The organism is Cellulophaga algicola DSM 14237 (assembly GCF_000186265.1).
Taxonomy (GTDB): domain Bacteria; phylum Bacteroidota; class Bacteroidia; order Flavobacteriales; family Flavobacteriaceae; genus Cellulophaga; species Cellulophaga algicola.
Window position 1 is genome coordinate 1,602,733 of record NC_014934.1, and the last position, 17,697, is coordinate 1,620,429.

General features: G+C 32.5%; 18 protein-coding genes and 1 tRNA gene. 6 read left to right on the forward strand and 13 right to left on the reverse strand.

All coding sequences use genetic code 11. The annotated features are described in order from the left end of the window. Nucleotides 1–16 precede the first annotated feature (16 nt). The 3 genes from CELAL_RS06885 to CELAL_RS06895 all read right to left on the reverse strand — a co-directional run bounded on the left by CELAL_RS06885 (nucleotide 17) and on the right by CELAL_RS06895 (nucleotide 2,962). A complete protein-coding gene (locus CELAL_RS06885; protein WP_013550183.1) occupies nucleotides 17–640 on the reverse strand; it encodes a TerD family protein in 624 nt (207 codons plus the stop codon). Nucleotides 641–1,061: 421 nt separating this feature from the next. Then, a complete protein-coding gene (locus tag CELAL_RS06890) occupies nucleotides 1,062–2,504 on the reverse strand; it encodes an SLC13 family permease (RefSeq protein ID WP_013550184.1) in 1,443 nt (480 codons plus the stop codon). A 2-nt stretch (nucleotides 2,505–2,506) separates the two neighbouring features. Then, nucleotides 2,507–2,962: a hypothetical protein gene (locus CELAL_RS06895; protein ID WP_013550185.1), complete on the reverse strand. Its 456-nt coding sequence runs from the start codon at nucleotides 2,960–2,962 to the stop codon at nucleotides 2,507–2,509. A 234-nt stretch (nucleotides 2,963–3,196) separates the two neighbouring features. On the opposite strand from CELAL_RS06895, the gene CELAL_RS06900 reads away from it, so the two are divergent. Beyond that, nucleotides 3,197–3,436, forward strand: a complete 240-nt coding sequence (locus CELAL_RS06900) for a hypothetical protein (protein ID WP_041557585.1) — start codon at nucleotides 3,197–3,199, stop codon at nucleotides 3,434–3,436. Here the strand turns inward: CELAL_RS06900 and CELAL_RS06905 are convergent. From CELAL_RS06905 to CELAL_RS06915, 3 genes are read right to left on the reverse strand one after another with little or no spacing between them, the layout of a single operon-like run. Further along, nucleotides 3,433–3,930: a DUF7689 domain-containing protein gene (locus CELAL_RS06905; protein WP_013550186.1), complete on the reverse strand. Its 498-nt coding sequence runs from the start codon at nucleotides 3,928–3,930 to the stop codon at nucleotides 3,433–3,435. The genes CELAL_RS06900 and CELAL_RS06905 overlap by 4 nt on opposite strands. Nucleotides 3,931–3,949: 19 nt before the next feature. Continuing rightward, nucleotides 3,950–4,387 (reverse strand): hypothetical protein, encoded by a 438-nt coding sequence (locus tag CELAL_RS06910; protein WP_013550187.1) that lies wholly within the window; start codon nucleotides 4,385–4,387, stop codon nucleotides 3,950–3,952. 2 nt (nucleotides 4,388–4,389) lie between these two features. Then, entirely contained in the window at nucleotides 4,390–5,133 is a 744-nt protein-coding gene (locus CELAL_RS06915) for a TIGR04255 family protein (protein ID WP_013550188.1), read from the reverse strand. Nucleotides 5,134–5,217: 84 nt separating this feature from the next. Between CELAL_RS06915 and CELAL_RS06920 the strand changes: the two genes are divergently transcribed. After that, nucleotides 5,218–5,733, forward strand: a complete 516-nt coding sequence (locus CELAL_RS06920) for a MerR family transcriptional regulator (RefSeq protein WP_013550189.1) — start codon at nucleotides 5,218–5,220, stop codon at nucleotides 5,731–5,733. Nucleotides 5,734–5,815: 82 nt separating this feature from the next. Here CELAL_RS06920 and CELAL_RS06925 read toward each other — a convergent pair. After that, nucleotides 5,816–5,889, reverse strand: a tRNA-Ile gene (locus CELAL_RS06925). 112 nt (nucleotides 5,890–6,001) lie between these two features. Further along, on the reverse strand, nucleotides 6,002–6,412 hold the full coding sequence (mce, locus tag CELAL_RS06930; protein WP_013550190.1) for a methylmalonyl-CoA epimerase: 411 nt from the start codon (nucleotides 6,410–6,412) through the stop codon (nucleotides 6,002–6,004). A 60-nt stretch (nucleotides 6,413–6,472) separates the two neighbouring features. Between mce and rbfA the strand changes: the two genes are divergently transcribed. Next, nucleotides 6,473–6,865 carry a 30S ribosome-binding factor RbfA gene (rbfA, locus tag CELAL_RS06935; RefSeq protein WP_013550191.1) on the forward strand — a complete coding sequence of 131 codons (393 nt, stop codon included), beginning with the start codon at nucleotides 6,473–6,475 and terminating at the stop codon, nucleotides 6,863–6,865. 3 nt (nucleotides 6,866–6,868) lie between these two features. Then, nucleotides 6,869–8,071 (forward strand): ABC transporter permease, encoded by a 1,203-nt coding sequence (locus tag CELAL_RS06940; protein WP_013550192.1) that lies wholly within the window; start codon nucleotides 6,869–6,871, stop codon nucleotides 8,069–8,071. A 7-nt stretch (nucleotides 8,072–8,078) separates the two neighbouring features. Here the strand turns inward: CELAL_RS06940 and CELAL_RS06945 are convergent, their stop codons facing one another. From CELAL_RS06945 to CELAL_RS06955, 3 genes are all read right to left on the reverse strand, one after another. Next, on the reverse strand, nucleotides 8,079–8,753 hold the full coding sequence (locus tag CELAL_RS06945) for a hypothetical protein (RefSeq protein ID WP_013550193.1): 675 nt from the start codon (nucleotides 8,751–8,753) through the stop codon (nucleotides 8,079–8,081). Nucleotides 8,754–8,763: 10 nt separating this feature from the next. Continuing rightward, nucleotides 8,764–9,762 (reverse strand): tRNA dihydrouridine synthase DusB, encoded by a 999-nt coding sequence (gene dusB, locus CELAL_RS06950; RefSeq protein ID WP_013550194.1) that lies wholly within the window; start codon nucleotides 9,760–9,762, stop codon nucleotides 8,764–8,766. Between the two features lie 178 nt (nucleotides 9,763–9,940). Further along, entirely contained in the window at nucleotides 9,941–12,370 is a 2,430-nt protein-coding gene (locus CELAL_RS06955) for an outer membrane beta-barrel family protein (protein WP_013550195.1), read from the reverse strand. 225 nt (nucleotides 12,371–12,595) lie between these two features. On the opposite strand from CELAL_RS06955, the gene lepA reads away from it, so the two are divergent. After that, nucleotides 12,596–14,392, forward strand: a complete 1,797-nt coding sequence (gene lepA, locus CELAL_RS06960) for a translation elongation factor 4 (RefSeq protein WP_013550196.1) — start codon at nucleotides 12,596–12,598, stop codon at nucleotides 14,390–14,392. 60 nt (nucleotides 14,393–14,452) lie between these two features. On the opposite strand, the gene CELAL_RS06965 is transcribed toward lepA, so the two are convergent. Beyond that, nucleotides 14,453–14,722 (reverse strand): hypothetical protein, encoded by a 270-nt coding sequence (locus tag CELAL_RS06965; protein ID WP_013550197.1) that lies wholly within the window; start codon nucleotides 14,720–14,722, stop codon nucleotides 14,453–14,455. Between the two features lie 217 nt (nucleotides 14,723–14,939). Between CELAL_RS06965 and CELAL_RS06970 the strand changes: the two genes are divergently transcribed. Further along, a complete protein-coding gene (locus CELAL_RS06970; protein WP_041557588.1) occupies nucleotides 14,940–15,734 on the forward strand; it encodes a hypothetical protein in 795 nt (264 codons plus the stop codon). A 74-nt stretch (nucleotides 15,735–15,808) separates the two neighbouring features. On the opposite strand, the gene CELAL_RS06975 is transcribed toward CELAL_RS06970, so the two are convergent. Next, nucleotides 15,809–17,644, reverse strand: coding sequence for a cation:proton antiporter (locus CELAL_RS06975; RefSeq protein ID WP_013550199.1), 1,836 nt, complete (start codon nucleotides 17,642–17,644; stop codon nucleotides 15,809–15,811). Nucleotides 17,645–17,697 lie beyond the last annotated feature (53 nt).

Genomic DNA, 17,697 nt, shown 5'->3' on the forward strand with positions numbered 1-17,697 from the left:
ACTGACCTCTAAAACGTTATTTAATAACTTCTCCTGAATAATGTCTGTTAACAAAAAAACCTAAATCTTCTTTGTATCCTATTCCTGATGCTTCAAACTTCCATTGTCCATTTCTTTTATATAACCTACCAAATTCTACGGCAGTTTCTATAGAAAAGTCTTCATCTAACTCGTATTTAGCAACTACTTCATTTGTGGTATTATCAACTATTCTAATATAAGAATTTCTGACCTGCCCAAAATTTTGTTTCCTAGCAACAAAGTCTTCAATTGTAACTACAAATAGTATCTCTTCAATATCATCCTTCAGTATATTTAAATCGACCATTATAGCCTCATCATCATCACCATCACTAGAATTACCATCGGGATCATCTCCCGTGTGTCTAACACCAAATTCACCTATAGTACAACCATTTTTTTCACAAGGATTGCTTTCATTATGACCAAGGCCACATAAATTGTTGTAAAAAATAAAATGAGATTCTTTTGAAAGTTTTCTTTCTGAATTGAGAAGAAATGCAGAGGCGTCTAAGTCAAAATCAAAACCTGTTCCCTCATTAGGATCCCAGCCTAAACCAATGGTTAACTTAGAAAGTCCAATTTCTATTTTTTGACCTTTTTGTAAATTAATTGCCATAAAATTCTATTAAATTATTTAAGATATATCTCTAACGCAGAATAATTTGTTATCATATAAATGAGATAGAATTATTTAAATTAGAAGTAATCTCCTAAAGATATAAGAATTTATTTTAAATAATAGTCGAATTAGGACGTAAATAGGAAAATAGATAGAAAATAATCAGTTTATAAAAAAAATTATTTACTGTAAAAATGGGGCATGATAAGGTGAAAATATATATAAAAAATACAATGAATTTTTAAAGAAGAAATTTATAATTTTCCCAAACAGTTTACACGTAGTTCTCAACAAAATCTACCCGTAAACTGAATTAAAAAAATAGGGCTATACGTTTAGAATTTACTCTGGGTAAAATGTTAATACACCCTCAGCTTGCTATATACTCAAAATAAAAAACAACAATTACATTATACATCTAGCTTAAATCCCAAACCAACGGGAGGACAAAATATACAAATAAAGTTAGAATGAGAATGGATATTATATTCATCCAAATACCCTTTTTTACCATATCCTCTATTTTTAGATATCCAGAGCCAAACACTACGGCATTTGGTGGCGTAGCCACTGGAAGCATAAATGCACATGAAGCCGCTACGGTTGCACTTATCATCAAATAATAAGGGTGCACCCCAAGTGTTGGAGCTAAAGAGATGAGCACGGGCAACAACATGGCCGTTGTTGCTATATTTGAGGTTATTTCTGTTAGGAAATTTACCGCAAAAATTAATATGAGTATTAAAAAAATAAAGGGTACGGATTCTAAGGCAATTAGTTTATTCCCTATCCACAAGGCCAACCCACTGGTTTCAAAACCTAAGGCCAAAGCCATACCACCACCAAATAATAACACCACACCCCAAGGAAGTTTTACGGCATCTTCCCAAGAAATTAAGCCTTCTTTTTTCTTACTAGAGGGTAGAACAAATAACGCTATTGCGAAAAATACACTAATAATGGTATCATCTATTTGTGGTATAAGTTTCTGAAGTAAAAAAGATCTTGTAATCCATGCAAAAGCGGTACATAAAAATACCACTAAAACCATCTTTTCATCATAAGACATTTTACCTAATGCCTTTAATTGTGTATTTATTTCTTCTCTACCTCCAGGGAATTCTTTTTGTTCAAATTTAAATGCAAATTTTGTCAAATATTTCCAACATAAAAACAATAAAATAAGGGCTATAGGAAAACCGAATATAAACCATTGGTAAAATGTTATCTCTACTCCAAAAGTGGTCTGTACCACGCCCGCAAGTACTAAGTTTGTTGGCGTACCTATTAAGGTGGCAATCCCCCCAATGGATGCACTGTATGCAATTGCTAACATTAAAGCCTTACCAAAAAGCAAGTTTTCATTCTTTATCGTATTTGGGTTATCACGCAATTGCGATACAATGGCCATTCCCATAGGTAGGATCATTACGGTTGCTGCTGTGTTTGATATCCACATCGATAAAAGTGCAGTCGCAATCATAAAACCGAGGATAATATTGGTAATATTCGTGCCAACAATTTTTATGATAGAGAGTGCAATTCTCTTATGAAGGTTACATTTTTCAATAGCAATAGCTAAAATAAAGCCCCCTACATATAGGAAGATATATTTATGACCGTAAGAGGCGGTAGTTTGCATTAAATCTAAGCCACCAGATAAAGGAAAAAGAACAATAGGTAATAATGCTGTTACTGCAATAGATATGGCTTCTGTAATCCACCAAATTGCAATCCAAGCAACTGAGGCTAGTATTGCTTTTGCAGAATAGTCTAAACCTTCTGCATTAAAAAAGAACAGAATATAGAAAAAAACAAGTGGCCCTAAGATTAATCCAATACGTTCTTTTGAAATTTGCATAGTTAGTTTTTTAAAATATAATCTACTCCTGCTTTTGAATGAATCTCCGTTGTATTAAACGCAGGTACCTCTAAATCTTCTTTTCTAGAAACTTCAATAAATTGCTCAAATTCACTATTATTAAATTTAGAATCATCATAGAATGCATAAAAATCAGAATCATCAGAATCTTTTTTCAGTAGCAAGATATCATTGTAAATAAAATTTTGATTTAAAAGTATTTTATTCTTGTCAAGTTCAACTATCAGACTACCCTCGCTTAACTGCTCATAACGACCATCAACTATATTACCATTTATAGAGATTAATAGTTTCCCATTCTCTTTAAAGAACCATTTTTCATTTAGGTTTTTATCATTGATTCTAACCCAAAATTTATTTTGCAACAGTGCAATTACAGTTAACTTGTCATCAATTGACTTTAGTTTTACTATCAAAAATTTCAAATATTCGTACATATAAGTTTTTTACACATTCATTTTAAATATCCAAGTCTTCGTATAAATTAATTGGTAAAATATTAATAAAAATACAAAACCTAGCTACTTGAATGACTCGGCTACTATTAATAATATAATTTTCAAAATAAGGAAACTACTTTTAAGACGTTACTTGCAACGTAAATGAAAACGGATCAATCTCAAAAGTTGTTTGTGAATTTTAAATAGAATAAGATCTTTGCAGAAAAACAATTGCATTGGAATTGCTCAAGGCGTGTTTCAGAGCTTTACACAGACTTTTACACCACTACGGAGTTTACAGACCAGTTTAAACGCTTAGGAGCTGTATTAGAAGAATTTGAAGTAAAAGACCACGGTAAGAGACCTTTTTTAAATATTAAAATGATAAACCTCAATAGACAGACATTGCCGCTTTATAGAAGGCTTAATGATAAAAACAAAGCTCTTCAAAATTTAAAGAAGTCTATTTAATTCATATTTTTCTTCATAAATTTAACAGGAATTCCGTATGCATCAGATTCTATATCATATGGTGTTCCGTGGTGTATCAAAAAAGAAGCCCCTAACTTACTTGACCATATGCCCTTTGCTTCTATAGCAGTTAATTGTCTTGCCGCATGTGTTGCCCTACCATCTTTCACATAAAATGCAACTTTTTTAAACCCTTCCTCATAATCATAATTTTCACACTCAACATATTTCAAAAAAGTAAATATTTCTGTCAATGTTTTTATTGAAAACTCATCATCTACTTCAAAAGGCCAGTCGTATTTCACTCCATCCAGTCCATGCGTGGGCCTTTCCCCTAAAGGTAAACTAGACCACCAACAATCTGTAACATTGGCAGCCCAAGCAATACAGTTATAGTTAGGTGTAATATTACCAATAATTTTAAAAGATTTATCATCTAATAATTTTGGGAATACCTTAATAATCTTGTTTCTATTTGAATCTGAGTTAATCAATTATATTAACGCTTATTGATTAGACATTTTGAATTCTTCCCGTTCGAAATGCATTCACCCATTTTTTACAAATCTGCTCAATTGTTTCTCTTCCACCTGAACTCATGGACTTACCTGTAATAATATTCAAAGCCCAAACTAACACACTTGGCTCGTATTCAATCTTATCAATAATTAGAGGCACAGCCTTTTTTCCTAAATTAATTATTTTTTTAAAATTATCTTCTTGAATGATGTTTGAAATTGAGGATTCAAAAGCAGTATTTTGTTCCCATAATTCAACCAAAGATTTAAACTTATCGTTTAAATAAATATTTTCATACAAATCTTTTTCAAATACAATGGAACGATCATCAATTGTAGGAATATTATTTTCACTACCTTCAATAGAAATCATTTCAGTTTTAACGCTCTCAACGTGAGTATTTGATGGTGGTAAATCAATTATAAATGGCATATTTAGCTTATTAGTTTTTTGGTCTCATCAGTGATTCCATCATTAAATAATTTATTCTTTTTATCTCTTATTTTCTCAAACAAAGCTAAAAGTAAATCATTTTTATTTTCTATCCTTACATCACTCAATACATCAATATCGAAAATATATGGGACATATTCATCTAAAGGAGCATCTAATAAATGGCTAATGTTAAATCTAAATTTATTTTCTTTATCAAAGGAAGAAAATTTCAATTGAAAATTAGCAATAGAAAAAGTATTGTTATCATCCTTTATATAAGTAGTAAAATACTTATCAATACGTTTCAAATCAAGTGGCAAATTAATTCTATTCACATACCTCAAAGAAACTCCGCTTAGCTCTTTAATGTTGAAAGAATTATTAAATAAGTGCCAAAATTGAAATGCTTTATCTCTAAAATTATCCCACCCCGTATATTTCTCATGCGACTGAAATGTAAATTTAGTATCTGTAATAGTAAAAAATTCTTGTCTATTTTTAGACATAACTTGCACCCCATCAACTTGTTGATCTTCAATAGAAACGCTCGTTTTACTATTTTTATCATTATTAACGACAATATTATGAACAAACCTTTGATTAACAACCGGAAATGTTGTCTCAACCTTTTTAGCCATTTTTTTTATAACATCGACATCAAAACCATCAATTTTATCATATCTAAATTGAATCATTGATAAAATAATCGGTGAGTTTTCATAATAATCCTCTTTAACTTCCATGTTTGTAAGTCATTTTTGATTTTAAACAAATTTATTAGTATTTTTATTATTTATTATACGTTTACGTATAGTTTTAACAATTTTATGGATAAAAAATTAGTAGCGTTGAGCAAAAAATTATTAAACGCACAGTTAAAAAAAAATGATTTGTCAGTGTCTTATAGAACTTTGAATCATTATGACAGCATGAATATTCTAATAAGTAATCGAGAAGATTCTAAAAAATGGAGAAGATTTAATGCTATAGAATTCGTATGGATTGAATTAGTAATGATATTAAGAGAAATTGGAATGCCAATTTCAAAAATACTTCATCTTAAAAATAGACTTTTCGATGAAGGAAAAGAAGGGAGTATAGATAAAGCCAATTTCATAAATAAATCTTTTGAGGAAGAAATATTTTTATCAATAATTAATAAATACGAATTATATATACTAGTTTTTAATGATAGTAGCTATACATTTCATGATAGTGATTCCTTACAGCAATGGCATAATGGTATTTATAAAAATGAACCTCACATAAATATCCCTTTAACAAATATTATTAATGAAGCTATAAGCAAGATAGATAATTTATCACCTATTATCCCAAGCTAATCATTCGCCTCCCAGATTCGACCCCTTAAATAAAAAAAGCCTTGCAAATCATTGATTTACAAGGCTTAACAAACTGTAAAAGTGGTCCCACCTGGGCTCGAACCAGGGACCACCTGATTATGAGTCAGGTGCTCTAACCAACTGAGCTATAGGACCGGCAATTTGCGGATGCAATATTACCATTTATTTTTAAACGTTGCAAGCATTCTCTTTTACAAAAATGAAAGAAACCGCTATTTTATTTCCAATAGTACTGATAAACAAAAAATTAGGTCTCTTCTGGAGCCTCTTGACAAAGCTCTATTAATACCCCATTTGTAGTTTTTGGATGAACAAATGCCACTAATTTATTGTCTGCTCCTCTTTTTGGCACTTCATTTATGATTGTAAAGCCTTCTTCTTTTAAACGTGCTAATTCTGCTACTATATCATCAACCGCAAAAGCAATATGATGTACCCCTTCTCCTTTTTTTGCTAAAAATTTAGCGATAGGTCCGTCTATATGAGTAGCTTCTAAGAGCTCTATTTTATTAGGGCCTGTCATAAAAAATGATGTTTTCACCCCTTCAGATAGCACTTCTTCTTCCTTATAGGGCGCCACACCTAAAAGCTTCTCAAACAAGTTATTAGAAGCTTTTAAATCATTAACAGCAATACCAATATGCTCAATTTTCTTCATTTTTTCTACTATATAGTACTAATGCACTAAAATACGCAATAATCTGCGTATTTTTGTCCCATGGAAACACAGAGACAAAAAAAAATAGGTGGCGTCATACAGAAAGATATCGCTGATGTCTTACAAAGAGCCGCAACGGATGGTGGACTTAGAGGGACTTTAATTTCCGTTTCAAAAGTGATTGTTACTACTGATTTATCTATTGCAAAAGTATACGTAAGTATATTTCCAACAAAAGATGCTCAGGAGTTATTAAAGGGCATGAAGTCTAATCAGCCATTAATTAAACATGAATTAGCGCAGCGTACAAAAAATCAATTACGTCGTATGCCGGAACTTATGTTCTTTTTAGATGATTCGTTAGAATATATAGACGGGATAGAAAAATCTTTAAAAGGAAAAGATAACCCTATTGACAATCCTGATTTATTAGAAAAAAGAAAAAAAGCATAGTCATTGAATTTTCCGCTGTACATCGCCAAGCGTTACGTAAGGTCAAAAAGTAAGCAAAGTGCCGTTAATATCATCAACTTGGTTACTTTTTGCGTTATTGTAATTGGCTCTGCAGCATTATTTATTGTCCTTTCTGGATTTTCTGGATTAAAAACATTTAGCCTTTCCTACACCAATTCATTTGATCCTGATTTAAAAGCTTCACCTGCCACAGGTAAATTTTTTAAAATTACAGATCGCCAAGAAGATCAATTGGCTGCTCTTGAAGGAATAACAGCATATGCTAAAGAGCTAGAAGATAGAGTCTATCTTTCCCATAAACAAAAAGATCATATTGCATACATTAAAGGGGTTGATGCTAATTACACTCAAGTTACAGGCATAGACAGCACCTTATATATTGGTACTTGGTTTAATGAACAACAAGTAGTAACCGGCATTGGTATTGCTAATCTATTAAGTTTATCTATTAACAGCTACCGGAGTCCATTAGAGATTTTGGTACCTAAAGCGGGAACACAATCCTTAACACAACAAGGTCCAAATGCCAAATTTTTCAACACAATACCTGTAGTTGTTAGTGGTGTTTATGCCGTTGAGGCAGATTTAGATACTAAATATGTTTTTGCAGATTTACCGCTAGTGCAAGCTTTGCTAGAAAAAGATAGTACTCAAATATCAGGCATAAATTTTAAATATGCGAATACTGATAATGCGCAATCTACAAGAAAAGAGATACAAGCTATTTTAGGAAAAGATATCATTCTAAAAAATAGAAAAGAACTCAACAGTACACTATATCGCATGTTGAATACCGAAAATGTAGCGACTTATTTAATCTTTACCCTCGTACTAATTATTGCTTTATTTAATGTGGTTGGGGCTTTTATAATGATGATTTTAGACCAACAAGGCAACTCTAAAACACTCTATAGTTTAGGAACAAGTATTCGTGAATTAAGAAGAATTTACTTTATTCAAGGGGTTATTGTCACCTTTTTAGGCGGACTTATAGGCGTTCTCTTAGGTTCTATCTTAATTTGGTCACAATTACTGTTTGAATGGCTAAAAATTAGTGCAGATTTAGCCTATCCTGTAGAATACCAATGGACCAATGTATTTGTAGTACTAGCAACTATTACAGTTTTGGGGATTATTGCTTCAAAAATTGCGAGTAGTAGAATTAATAAATCGCTATTAACTTAAAGATACTTTAATTGATCTCCATGGAAGGTGGTGGAATGTTTATAATTGGAGCATATTCTACGATTAAAATAATAGCGTAAAACTTAGCATTCAAACTTTCTAATTCTTTTTTACTAAGAGACCTTAATGGCTTCCCTAATAGTTCCATGGATTTGTATTCTAACACTAAATCGATTCCTTTTAAAACCTCAACTAAATTTTTTTTATTTGCTACTTCACCCAAGCCTACACCCCAGTTGAAGTTATAAAAAAGTCCATTATAATTCTTTGAATCGAGCCTTTCTTTAGTGTGTCTGAAAATTTCATTCTTGAGATTTTCATTTGAATTGACTAATTCGCTATCTACAAGTGTTTGATTGCTCTCATTACTTATAATATCAATGATATTATGAATTAGCACCCCGTCATTACAGTCTTTATTAATAATTAGAGGAAATACATATATGGAATTCTCTAACTCAAATTTTCCCAGTTTATAGGTGTCCTCGCAAAGATTTATTCGATATTTATTTTCAAGGGAATGAATAAAATCAATGTTATTCAATGAAAAATCTACATTAATAGTATCTGCTTTTCTATCAAAATGATGAAAGCTCAAGATTTCCATATCTTGTTTACAGTTAGTAGTAATACAGGTAATGATGAGTAGTAGTAAAAAGTTAGTTTTCTTAACTTTAACCATAATATACTAATTAGATGGAGCCAAACTCATAATCTCCAAAAATCTTTAGCACCTCTTCAAAAGCTTTAAAAACATCCTCGGAATGGTCACTAGTAACCATTTTCATTCTATGTTCTTTAAAATTCGGGATTCCTTTAAAATAATTGGTATAATGTCTTCTTGTTTCAAAAACACCTAATTGTTCTCCTTTCCAATCGATCGCCATTTGTAAGTGACGCTGCGCGGCTTCTACACGCTCTTGAATGGTAGGCGGTGCTAAATGTTCTCCTGTTTTAAAAAAGTGTTTTACTTCATTAAAAAACCAAGGATATCCAATACTAGCTCTACCAATCATAGCGCCATCTAATCCGTATTCATCACGCATTTTCATTGCTGCTTCCGGTGTATTGACATCGCCATTGCCAAAAACAGGAATATGCATTCTTTGGTTATTCTTTACGTCTGCTATCGGTGCCCAATTGGCATCGCCTTTATACATTTGTGCTCGGGTTCTGCCGTGAATAGCAATAGCCTTGCAGCCAACATCTTGCAAACGTTCTGCAACCTCAACAATTCTAATAGAATCATCATCCCAACCTAAACGAGTTTTTACCGTAATAGGCAAATTAGTATGCTTAACCATAGCTTCTGTTAGGGAAACCATAAGATCTATATCTTTTAAGATACCTGCTCCAGCACCTTTACTTACCACCTTTTTAACAGGACAACCAAAATTAATATCTATAATATCTGGATTAGACTTCTCTACAATCGCTACGGATTGTAACATCGATTCTAGATTGGCTCCAAAAATTTGAATCCCCACTGGCCTTTCTTTCTCATAGATATCTAATTTCATAACACTTTTAGCAGCATCACGAATCAAACCTTCAGATGAAATAAACTCCGTGTAGACCACATCTGCGCCTTGCTCTTTACATAGCGCACGAAAAGGTGGATCGCTCACGTCTTCCATTGGCGCAAGTAATAATGGGAATTCTGGCAGTTGTATGTCTCCTATTTTTGGCAAAACTTTCTAATTTAATATAGCGCAAAATTACGTATTTTTTAGGAAGTTATTCTTAGATCCTTGCACAAGGTTTAAAGCCAATCACTTTCTATTTTTATATACAGCGCATTAAGCATTTACAGAAGTATAATAAGTGCGGTATACTCTAGTTTGCTATAGTTTAGAGCTAAAGGAATACTTAATCCTTATTCAATAGCCTTTCTTGTTCTTCTACTGCTTCTGCTTTACTATTTTTTAATTTGAAATTACCAAACTTATATACTGCTTTACCTGTAAACATTCTTGTCTCTGGTCTTGAATAATAACTATAATTCTGATCTAAATAGTTTGATGTAACAGGAATATTAGTAGCATTTAACAAGTCATCTACACCCAAACTAACAATTAAGCTTTTATCTAAAAAATGCTTCTGTACACTAATAGAAACATCTGCAACAGCTTTATCATGATAAAAAGAGCCTGAAATAAATGTTGGCATATAACTGGCAGTGATCACCGCATTCAAAGATTTATCTTCTAAAAAACTTATGTAATTCTGCGCCAATATGTAGCAACTTTTTACATCTAAATCTAGAACTTGATTATTGTTCGCTCTTGCATAAAACTGATTTTTTAAATAAAAGAACGAGCTATAAGCATATAAATACCAGTTATCTGTGATATAATCTTGATAGGTAACATCAATACTTACTTGGTCTCCGTTTATTAGATTATCTGTAATGGTACTTATAGTTTGTTGCTCATTATTTTGAAAAGGCATTCTATAAATATCATTTTTTATTCGCTCTACATAAAAATCAAAAGTAAGCTTGTTCTTTAGCGTATAACTTGCCGTGATTCTATTGGTTATACTCGGCTGTATTTTAGGATTTCCTTGAACAACATTATTCTCATTTATAAAAGTTATAAAAGGATTAAGAAGCTGAAAAGGTGGTCTTGAAATTCTTCTATTAAAATTTAATCCAAAAAGATGATTCTCATTGTGCTGATATTGCAGAAAAAGAGTTGGAAATAGATTAAAATAAGAATTAGAATTTATTTGAGCCAATACCAGAGAATTCCCTTTAGAATTTGTGTATTCACCACGAAGCCCCCCTTTTACTGTAAACGCATCCCATTCTTTTGAAGTACTAATATAGCCTGCAAAAATATTTTCATCATAATCAAAATTATCAGCAACAATCCCATTAAATGATTCATTAGTTGTATTTGATGAAGAATTCTCAAATTCTTGTTCACTAGTAGAGTTTATTCCAGAATATTTTAAGCCTGTTTCAAAAACAATATGTTCTGTAGGATAGATAAGATCTGACTGTAGCGTATAAATTTTTGTCTTTTGATGGGCTAAAGTGACAATTCTATTTTCATTTAGAATGGTATTATCAGGTAAGCGGTACTTTGTATCTAAATTTTGCTCTTGGTTTTTATCAAAAACAATATAATTACCCTGAGTCGTTAGCTCTGTTCCTTTTTCTCCTAGTTTAGATATATGCTGCACTGTAAATAGATGCGTGTTTTCGTAGTCATTAGTAGTACTGCTAGTATCATAAAGAGAATCTACCATCATATTTGCATCAAACATAGTGGTTAGCTCATTCCGATCTGAATCTATTTTAGGACTTAGTACCGAAGAAACACTTAAGTTTATGGTATTCTTGTCATTTAAATAAAATTCAAATAAGCTATTAATGGTATGGGTGTTGGTATGGGTGGCTCTTTTAAACCTCGATTCCCAAATAGAGTTTGTCATTCCGTTTTCTGCAGCAAACAATAGGTCAGTAGCACCATTTCTAACCTCCTCTTTGGTATTCAAAGAATATGAAACATAACTATTTAACCAATCATTTTTATAATAATGATTGGTGCCAAAAGTATATTTAGGTTTTATTGCAATGGCGTAATCCGTATGTATAGCCCCTTTGTACCCTATAGATAGATTTTTAGTGGTTGTGATGTTCAGTATAGAATTACCTGCTGCATCATATTTTGAAGGTGGGTTGGTAATGACTTCTACAGCCTCTATATTTCCTCCGTCTAAGCCTTGTAGTAATTGCTGTAATTCATCAGCAGTTAAATAAACTTTACGGTCATTAATATATACGTCTGCAGCTCTATTCTTTAACTTTATTTCTCCTTGCATGATAATCACACCAGGTGTACGCTTTAAGATATCCCATGAACTTCCTTGAGCTAAAGCTGAATTTGCTACGTTAAAAATTATCCTATCTGCTTTACGTTCAATTATTGGTTTTTTATTGGTTACGACAACTTCGCTTAAGGCTTCAATATGTTCTGCTAGTACTAGTTCACCAACGTTTGTGTTTTTGGTTACCACTACAGCTATCAACTTTGATGTTTGCCCTAAATAATTTGCGCGCAATAAATAATTATCTGGTGCAACATCTTTAATTTCAAAGGTACCATCCTCTTCTGTAGATCCCCCATATACTAGCGTGGTATCTGCTGCTTTCAATAAATATACATTTGCAAATGGTATTGCTTCTCTTAAGTCGTCTTTGACATTCCCTTCTACCTTAAATGTTTGCGCAATTAGTGATGAGCTACAAATAAGAAAAACGTAGAGGAATACATTATTATATAATTTCAAATTCTTAATGATTTAGGGAATCAGCAGATAAAATTAACATTTTTTTAATACAAAAAGCTTAAATAACCTATCTTTATGCTAATTATTTTCTATTATTTAATATTTCGTTGGTATTTCTATTCTTGTCATATTTAATGCTCAACAAATCACTTATATTTGCAATTGGTTTTTACCTCTTTTTTTGGGTAAACCAAAACCTTAGTCAACTGAACTTATTCAGCTTACATGAAAAACATTAGAAACTTCTGTATTATTGCGCATATTGATCATGGTAAAAGTACCTTGGCAGATAGATTGTTAGATTTTACTGGTTCTGTTACCGAACGAGAGAAAAAAGAACAGTTGCTCGATACTATGGATTTAGAGCGTGAACGTGGTATTACCATTAAGAGTCACGCGATACAAATGGAATACACCTATAAAGGGGAAGAATATATACTAAACCTTATTGATACTCCTGGCCACGTAGATTTCTCTTATGAAGTTTCTAGGTCTATTGCCGCTTGTGAAGGTGCGCTATTAATTGTTGATGCTGCACAAAGTATTCAAGCACAAACCATAAGTAACTTATACCTAGCGCTAGAAAATGATTTAAAGATTATTCCTGTTTTAAATAAAATAGATTTACCAAGTGCTAATCCTGAAGAGGTAACAGATGATATTGTAGACTTATTAGGCTGCGATCCTAGCGAGGTAATTCCTGCCAGTGCAAAAACAGGTATTGGTATTGAAGAAATTTTAGCTGCTGTTATAGAACGTATCCCTGCTCCAAAAGGAAATCCTGATGAATCTTTACAAGCTTTAGTGTTTGATTCTGTTTACAACCCTTTTAGAGGTGTAGAAACGTATTTTAGAGTGATAAACGGTGAAATTAAAAAAGGTCAAAAAATAAAATTCGTCGCTACAGATAGTGATTATTATGCTGATGAAGTAGGTACATTAAAATTAACACAACACCCAAAACAAAGTGTAAAAACGGGTGATGTTGGTTACTTAATTACTGGGATAAAAGATGCTCGTGAAGTAAAAGTAGGTGATACTATTACAGATGCTGCAAGCCCTACAAAAAATGCTATTGAAGGTTTTGAAGATGTAAAACCAATGGTATTTGCTGGTATTTACCCTGTAGATACAGATGAGTTTGAAGAACTAAGAGCTTCTATGGAAAAGTTACAACTTAATGATGCATCTTTAGTTTTTGCACCAGAAAGTAGTGCTGCTCTAGGTTTTGGTTTCCGTTGTGGTTTCTTAGGAATGCTTCATATGGAGATTATTCAAGAGCGTTTAGAGCGTGAGTTTAACATGACCGTAATTACCACGGTACCTAACGTTAGCTACAATGCTTACACGCGTAAAAACCCTACAGAAGCCCTAATAGTAAACAACCCTACAGATTTACCAGACCCGTCTAGTATAGATCGTGTTGAAGAACCGTATATAAAAGCAACAATTATTACAAAGGCAGATTATGTAGGTAATGTAATGTCTCTTTGTATTGAAAAAAGAGGACTAATTACCAATCAAACTTATTTAACAACAGAACGTGTTGAGCTTAATTTTGATATGCCACTAGCAGAAATTGTTTTCGATTTTTATGATCGATTAAAAACTGTTTCTAAGGGCTATGCTTCTTTTGATTATACCCCAATTGGAATGCGTGTTTCTAAACTTGTACGTGTAGATATTTTATTAAACGCACAACCAGTTGATGCACTTTCTGCACTTATTCACGCAGATAACGCAGTGAATATAGGTAAAAGAATGTGTGAGAAGCTAAAAGAACTAATCCCACGTCAGCAATTTGATATTCCTATACAGGCTGCTATTGGCTCTAAAGTTATTTCTAGAGAAACAACAAAAGCATTACGTAAAGATGTTACCGCTAAATGTTACGGTGGTGATATTTCTAGAAAACGTAAGCTTCTAGAAAAACAGAAAAAAGGTAAAAAACGTATGCGTCAGGTGGGTAACGTAGAAGTTCCACAAGAAGCATTTATGGCTGTTTTAAAGCTAAACGATTAATAAAAAAGGCTACATTAAAATGTAGCCTTTTTTTATATTGTATTGGATAAGCATAGCTAATTAATTAGCTTCCCCAAAATCAAGATCACCTGCAGAGCAGATTCCTTTTACATAGTCCTCTGGGCTTAAGCCTCCCAATTCTTCTTCAGAAATAGTTTCAGAATTTCCTCCAGAGGAAATAGATACTGTACCATCACCATTATCACAAGCTGTTATAGGGACTCCTATAAGCTCGCAACTTTCGCAGATGCCTTTATCATCATTATCTTTAGAGCAAGAAAAAAATAAAACACTCCCAAGTAATGCGGCAAATAAAATCGATTTTTTCATAAAATTAATAGTTTTTGGTTTCGGTTATTTAATTCATAACAGGTTATTTTCGCTGTTATTGCAGGATTCACCCAAAAAATTGATTTTTTTATCATTTTGTTTCAAATCAAATTCTACTTAAAAAGAAGCTAATCGATCTTTTTTTAGAAAATTTTAAGATTTGGTATACTATTTGACTCTTTTTTACGTTAGAAAATAGAACCTGATGTGGATTTTCATGAAAAAGCTAAACTTATTTAAACGTTCCGTTTTTGCACTTATTGCAGTTTTTGGGCTGGCCTTAAATAGTTGCTCTACAGATAGTAACAGTTCTGAAGACATAGAAATTTCTGAATTTGAAGTTCAAAAAGTACTCGCCATAGATGATTATACAGATATCATCGATAATGCCATTACAGAAGCTTTTATTAGTAAAGAGAACACCGGAAAAAGATTTTTAACTCAAAAAGATAGTGACTGTTATAGTACAACCTATGCAGATTCTGGCTTTACAATGACATTTAATAATTGCACCTTTAACGAAACCGATAAGGTAAATGGTCTCTTGGCTGTAACCTACGCTGTAAATGAAACCAGTAGTACGTTTACGGCAACCTATAGTGATTTTTACGTAGGAACCATACGATTAGACGGCACAAGAACATTTACCATAAGCACTACAGCCGAAGAAAACGAAATAAACTTTACAGTAACTTCAGATATGGTAATTACACTAGAAGATGGTGAACTGATTACAGAAGCTGGTACTAAAACAGAAAGCATAATTTTTGCGGATGAAAACATCGTAGTTGCAGTTACTGGCACTTGGGCGTTAGTAGAAAATGGAGATACGTATATGGTAACCGTTACTGAAAAATTAACCAAATTATTAGATTGTGAGTATTTCTCTGATGGATTATTTACATTATCTAAAAATGGTATTGACGTTATTGTAGCTATGGGTGATGGCACATGTGATAACAAAGCCAACATCATTTACCCGAACGGAACTACTGAAGAAGTTACGCTATAATAATAGTACTATACCCATTAAAAAGCCCTTTGTATATAACATACAAAGGGCTTTTTAATTGACACTACATTTCGTTATGCTTCTTCGGCATCTTCAAAAATTTTTCCTACATACACTAATTTAAATTTTTCCGTAATATCTTCAAACTGCTCGCTAAAAGATGATATAATTTTTAAATCTCCATCTGGTGTTTTCAAAAATACAGGAATGATATTAGGGTCTGCTTTTGTAATTTCGATTAAACTATTATAATGCTCCGTAGATTTCAACGCAATTTCATGAATAGCAGGGTATTGTCTAATGGCCTCTGTTAGCTTAATAAAATCATCCGTATGTGAAAATAGCCCTTCTTTAGGGTTATTGTCAGGGTTCCCCATTTCATCATCAGTAACCAATCTAAACGCACCGTTCTCACCAAAATGCTTTGTAAACTTATTTATGGAATACTTGTTAATATCTGAATTTCCTGTTAGTGCCATTAAATACCCTATATCATTTAACTCAATATTATCGCTTAAGGTATCTGAATAAATATTAGCGGCGATAGCTTCAAGTCCCATTTTTTTAGCCTTATCTACATTTGTTTGGTTGTTATCAATAAGGACGACATGTCTATCATTCTTTTGTAAATAACTCCCAATAATTCTTGATACTTTTGATGCTCCGATAATTAGAATACCATTAGATTTTTTCAAAAAGACCCCTACCAATTTAGCAAATAACCTGGCGGTTGTTGCATTTAAAATTACGGTTCCTAAAACAATCATAAAGACCAAAGGGGTGATGTATTCTGCACCCGCTTCTCCTTTAGCCAATAATTTAGACCCAAATAAAGAGGCAATTCCTGCTGCCACAATCCCTCTAGGGCCTACCCAGCTAATAAAAAGTTTTTCATTGAGCTTAAGTGTAGAGCCTTGTGTACTTAAAAAGACCCCCAAAGGCCTTATAACAAATACAATTACAGCAAAAAGCATTGCTGTTTTCCAATTATAAATAAGTGCTAAATCGCTAATATTAATATTTGCGGCAAGTAATATAAATAAAATAGAAATTAATAAAACACTTAGAGATTCTTTAAAGTACAGCAACTCTTTAAGATTTGGTAAGTTTATATTGCCCAAAACCATCCCCATAACAACAACCGCTAAAAGTCCTGACTCATGTGCAAAAACATCAGACATTACAAAAACCATCAAGACCAAGGAAAGAGAGACTACATTGAGTAGGTAATGTGGAATAAAATTTTTCTTTATAGCAAAAGTAAGCGCATGAGCAAATGTAAACCCAAAGGTTGTTCCAAAAAGTAGAATTTTACCAAACTCAATTAATGCGGTTTGTGTATATGCTTGCCCTTCTCCTACACTTATAAACTCAAACACCAAAACCGCCGCTAAGGCTCCTATTGGATCAATTAAAATACCTTCCCACTTTAATACGGTAGAAACATCTTTTTTCAATGGAATATTACGTAAAATAGGCGTAATTACTGTTGGCCCTGTCACAATGATTAACGCGGAAAACAAAAATGATATTTGCCAATTTAAACCAAAAATATAATGTGCTGCTAATCCCGCTCCAAAAAAGGTAACGATACTCCCCAGCGTAATTAGTTTCGTAATTACAGGGCCTACGTTCTTAATTTCATTTCTTTTTAAAGTTAAGCCTCCTTCAAAAAGAATGATACTAATGGCTAAGGAAACAAAATAGTATAAACTATCTCCTGGAAACAATCCTTTCTCACCATTCCATATAGGTTCTATTAATTTTTGCCCATTTTCTGTGTATAAAGTAGCTATTGGTCCTACTAATAACCCTATTAAAATCAAGGGTAATATAGCGGGGAGTTTTAGCCTCCAAGCAACCCACTGTGCTAAAATCCCTAGAACAATAATTCCTGCAAGTTCTACCATTCTTATTTTTATGGGAAAAATACTGCTTTTATTCGTAAACTTTTAATTGAACA

Coding starts and splice junctions, on each gene's coding strand:
- CELAL_RS06885 (WP_013550183.1), bottom strand. CDS start 640: ATGGCAATTAATTTACAAAAAGGTCAAAAAATAGAAATTGGACTTTCT.
- CELAL_RS06890 (WP_013550184.1), bottom strand. CDS start 2,504: ATGCAAATTTCAAAAGAACGTATTGGATTAATCTTAGGGCCACTTGTT.
- CELAL_RS06895 (WP_013550185.1), bottom strand. CDS start 2,962: ATGTACGAATATTTGAAATTTTTGATAGTAAAACTAAAGTCAATTGAT.
- CELAL_RS06910 (WP_013550187.1), bottom strand. CDS start 4,387: ATGCCATTTATAATTGATTTACCACCATCAAATACTCACGTTGAGAGC.
- CELAL_RS06915 (WP_013550188.1), bottom strand. CDS start 5,133: ATGGAAGTTAAAGAGGATTATTATGAAAACTCACCGATTATTTTATCA.
- CELAL_RS06920 (WP_013550189.1), top strand. CDS start 5,218: ATGGATAAAAAATTAGTAGCGTTGAGCAAAAAATTATTAAACGCACAG.
- mce (WP_013550190.1), bottom strand. CDS start 6,412: ATGAAGAAAATTGAGCATATTGGTATTGCTGTTAATGATTTAAAAGCT.
- rbfA (WP_013550191.1), top strand. CDS start 6,473: ATGGAAACACAGAGACAAAAAAAAATAGGTGGCGTCATACAGAAAGAT.
- CELAL_RS06945 (WP_013550193.1), bottom strand. CDS start 8,753: ATGGTTAAAGTTAAGAAAACTAACTTTTTACTACTACTCATCATTACC.
- lepA (WP_013550196.1), top strand. CDS start 12,596: ATGAAAAACATTAGAAACTTCTGTATTATTGCGCATATTGATCATGGT.
- CELAL_RS06965 (WP_013550197.1), bottom strand. CDS start 14,722: ATGAAAAAATCGATTTTATTTGCCGCATTACTTGGGAGTGTTTTATTT.
- CELAL_RS06970 (WP_041557588.1), top strand. CDS start 14,940: ATGAAAAAGCTAAACTTATTTAAACGTTCCGTTTTTGCACTTATTGCA.
- CELAL_RS06975 (WP_013550199.1), bottom strand. CDS start 17,644: ATGGTAGAACTTGCAGGAATTATTGTTCTAGGGATTTTAGCACAGTGG.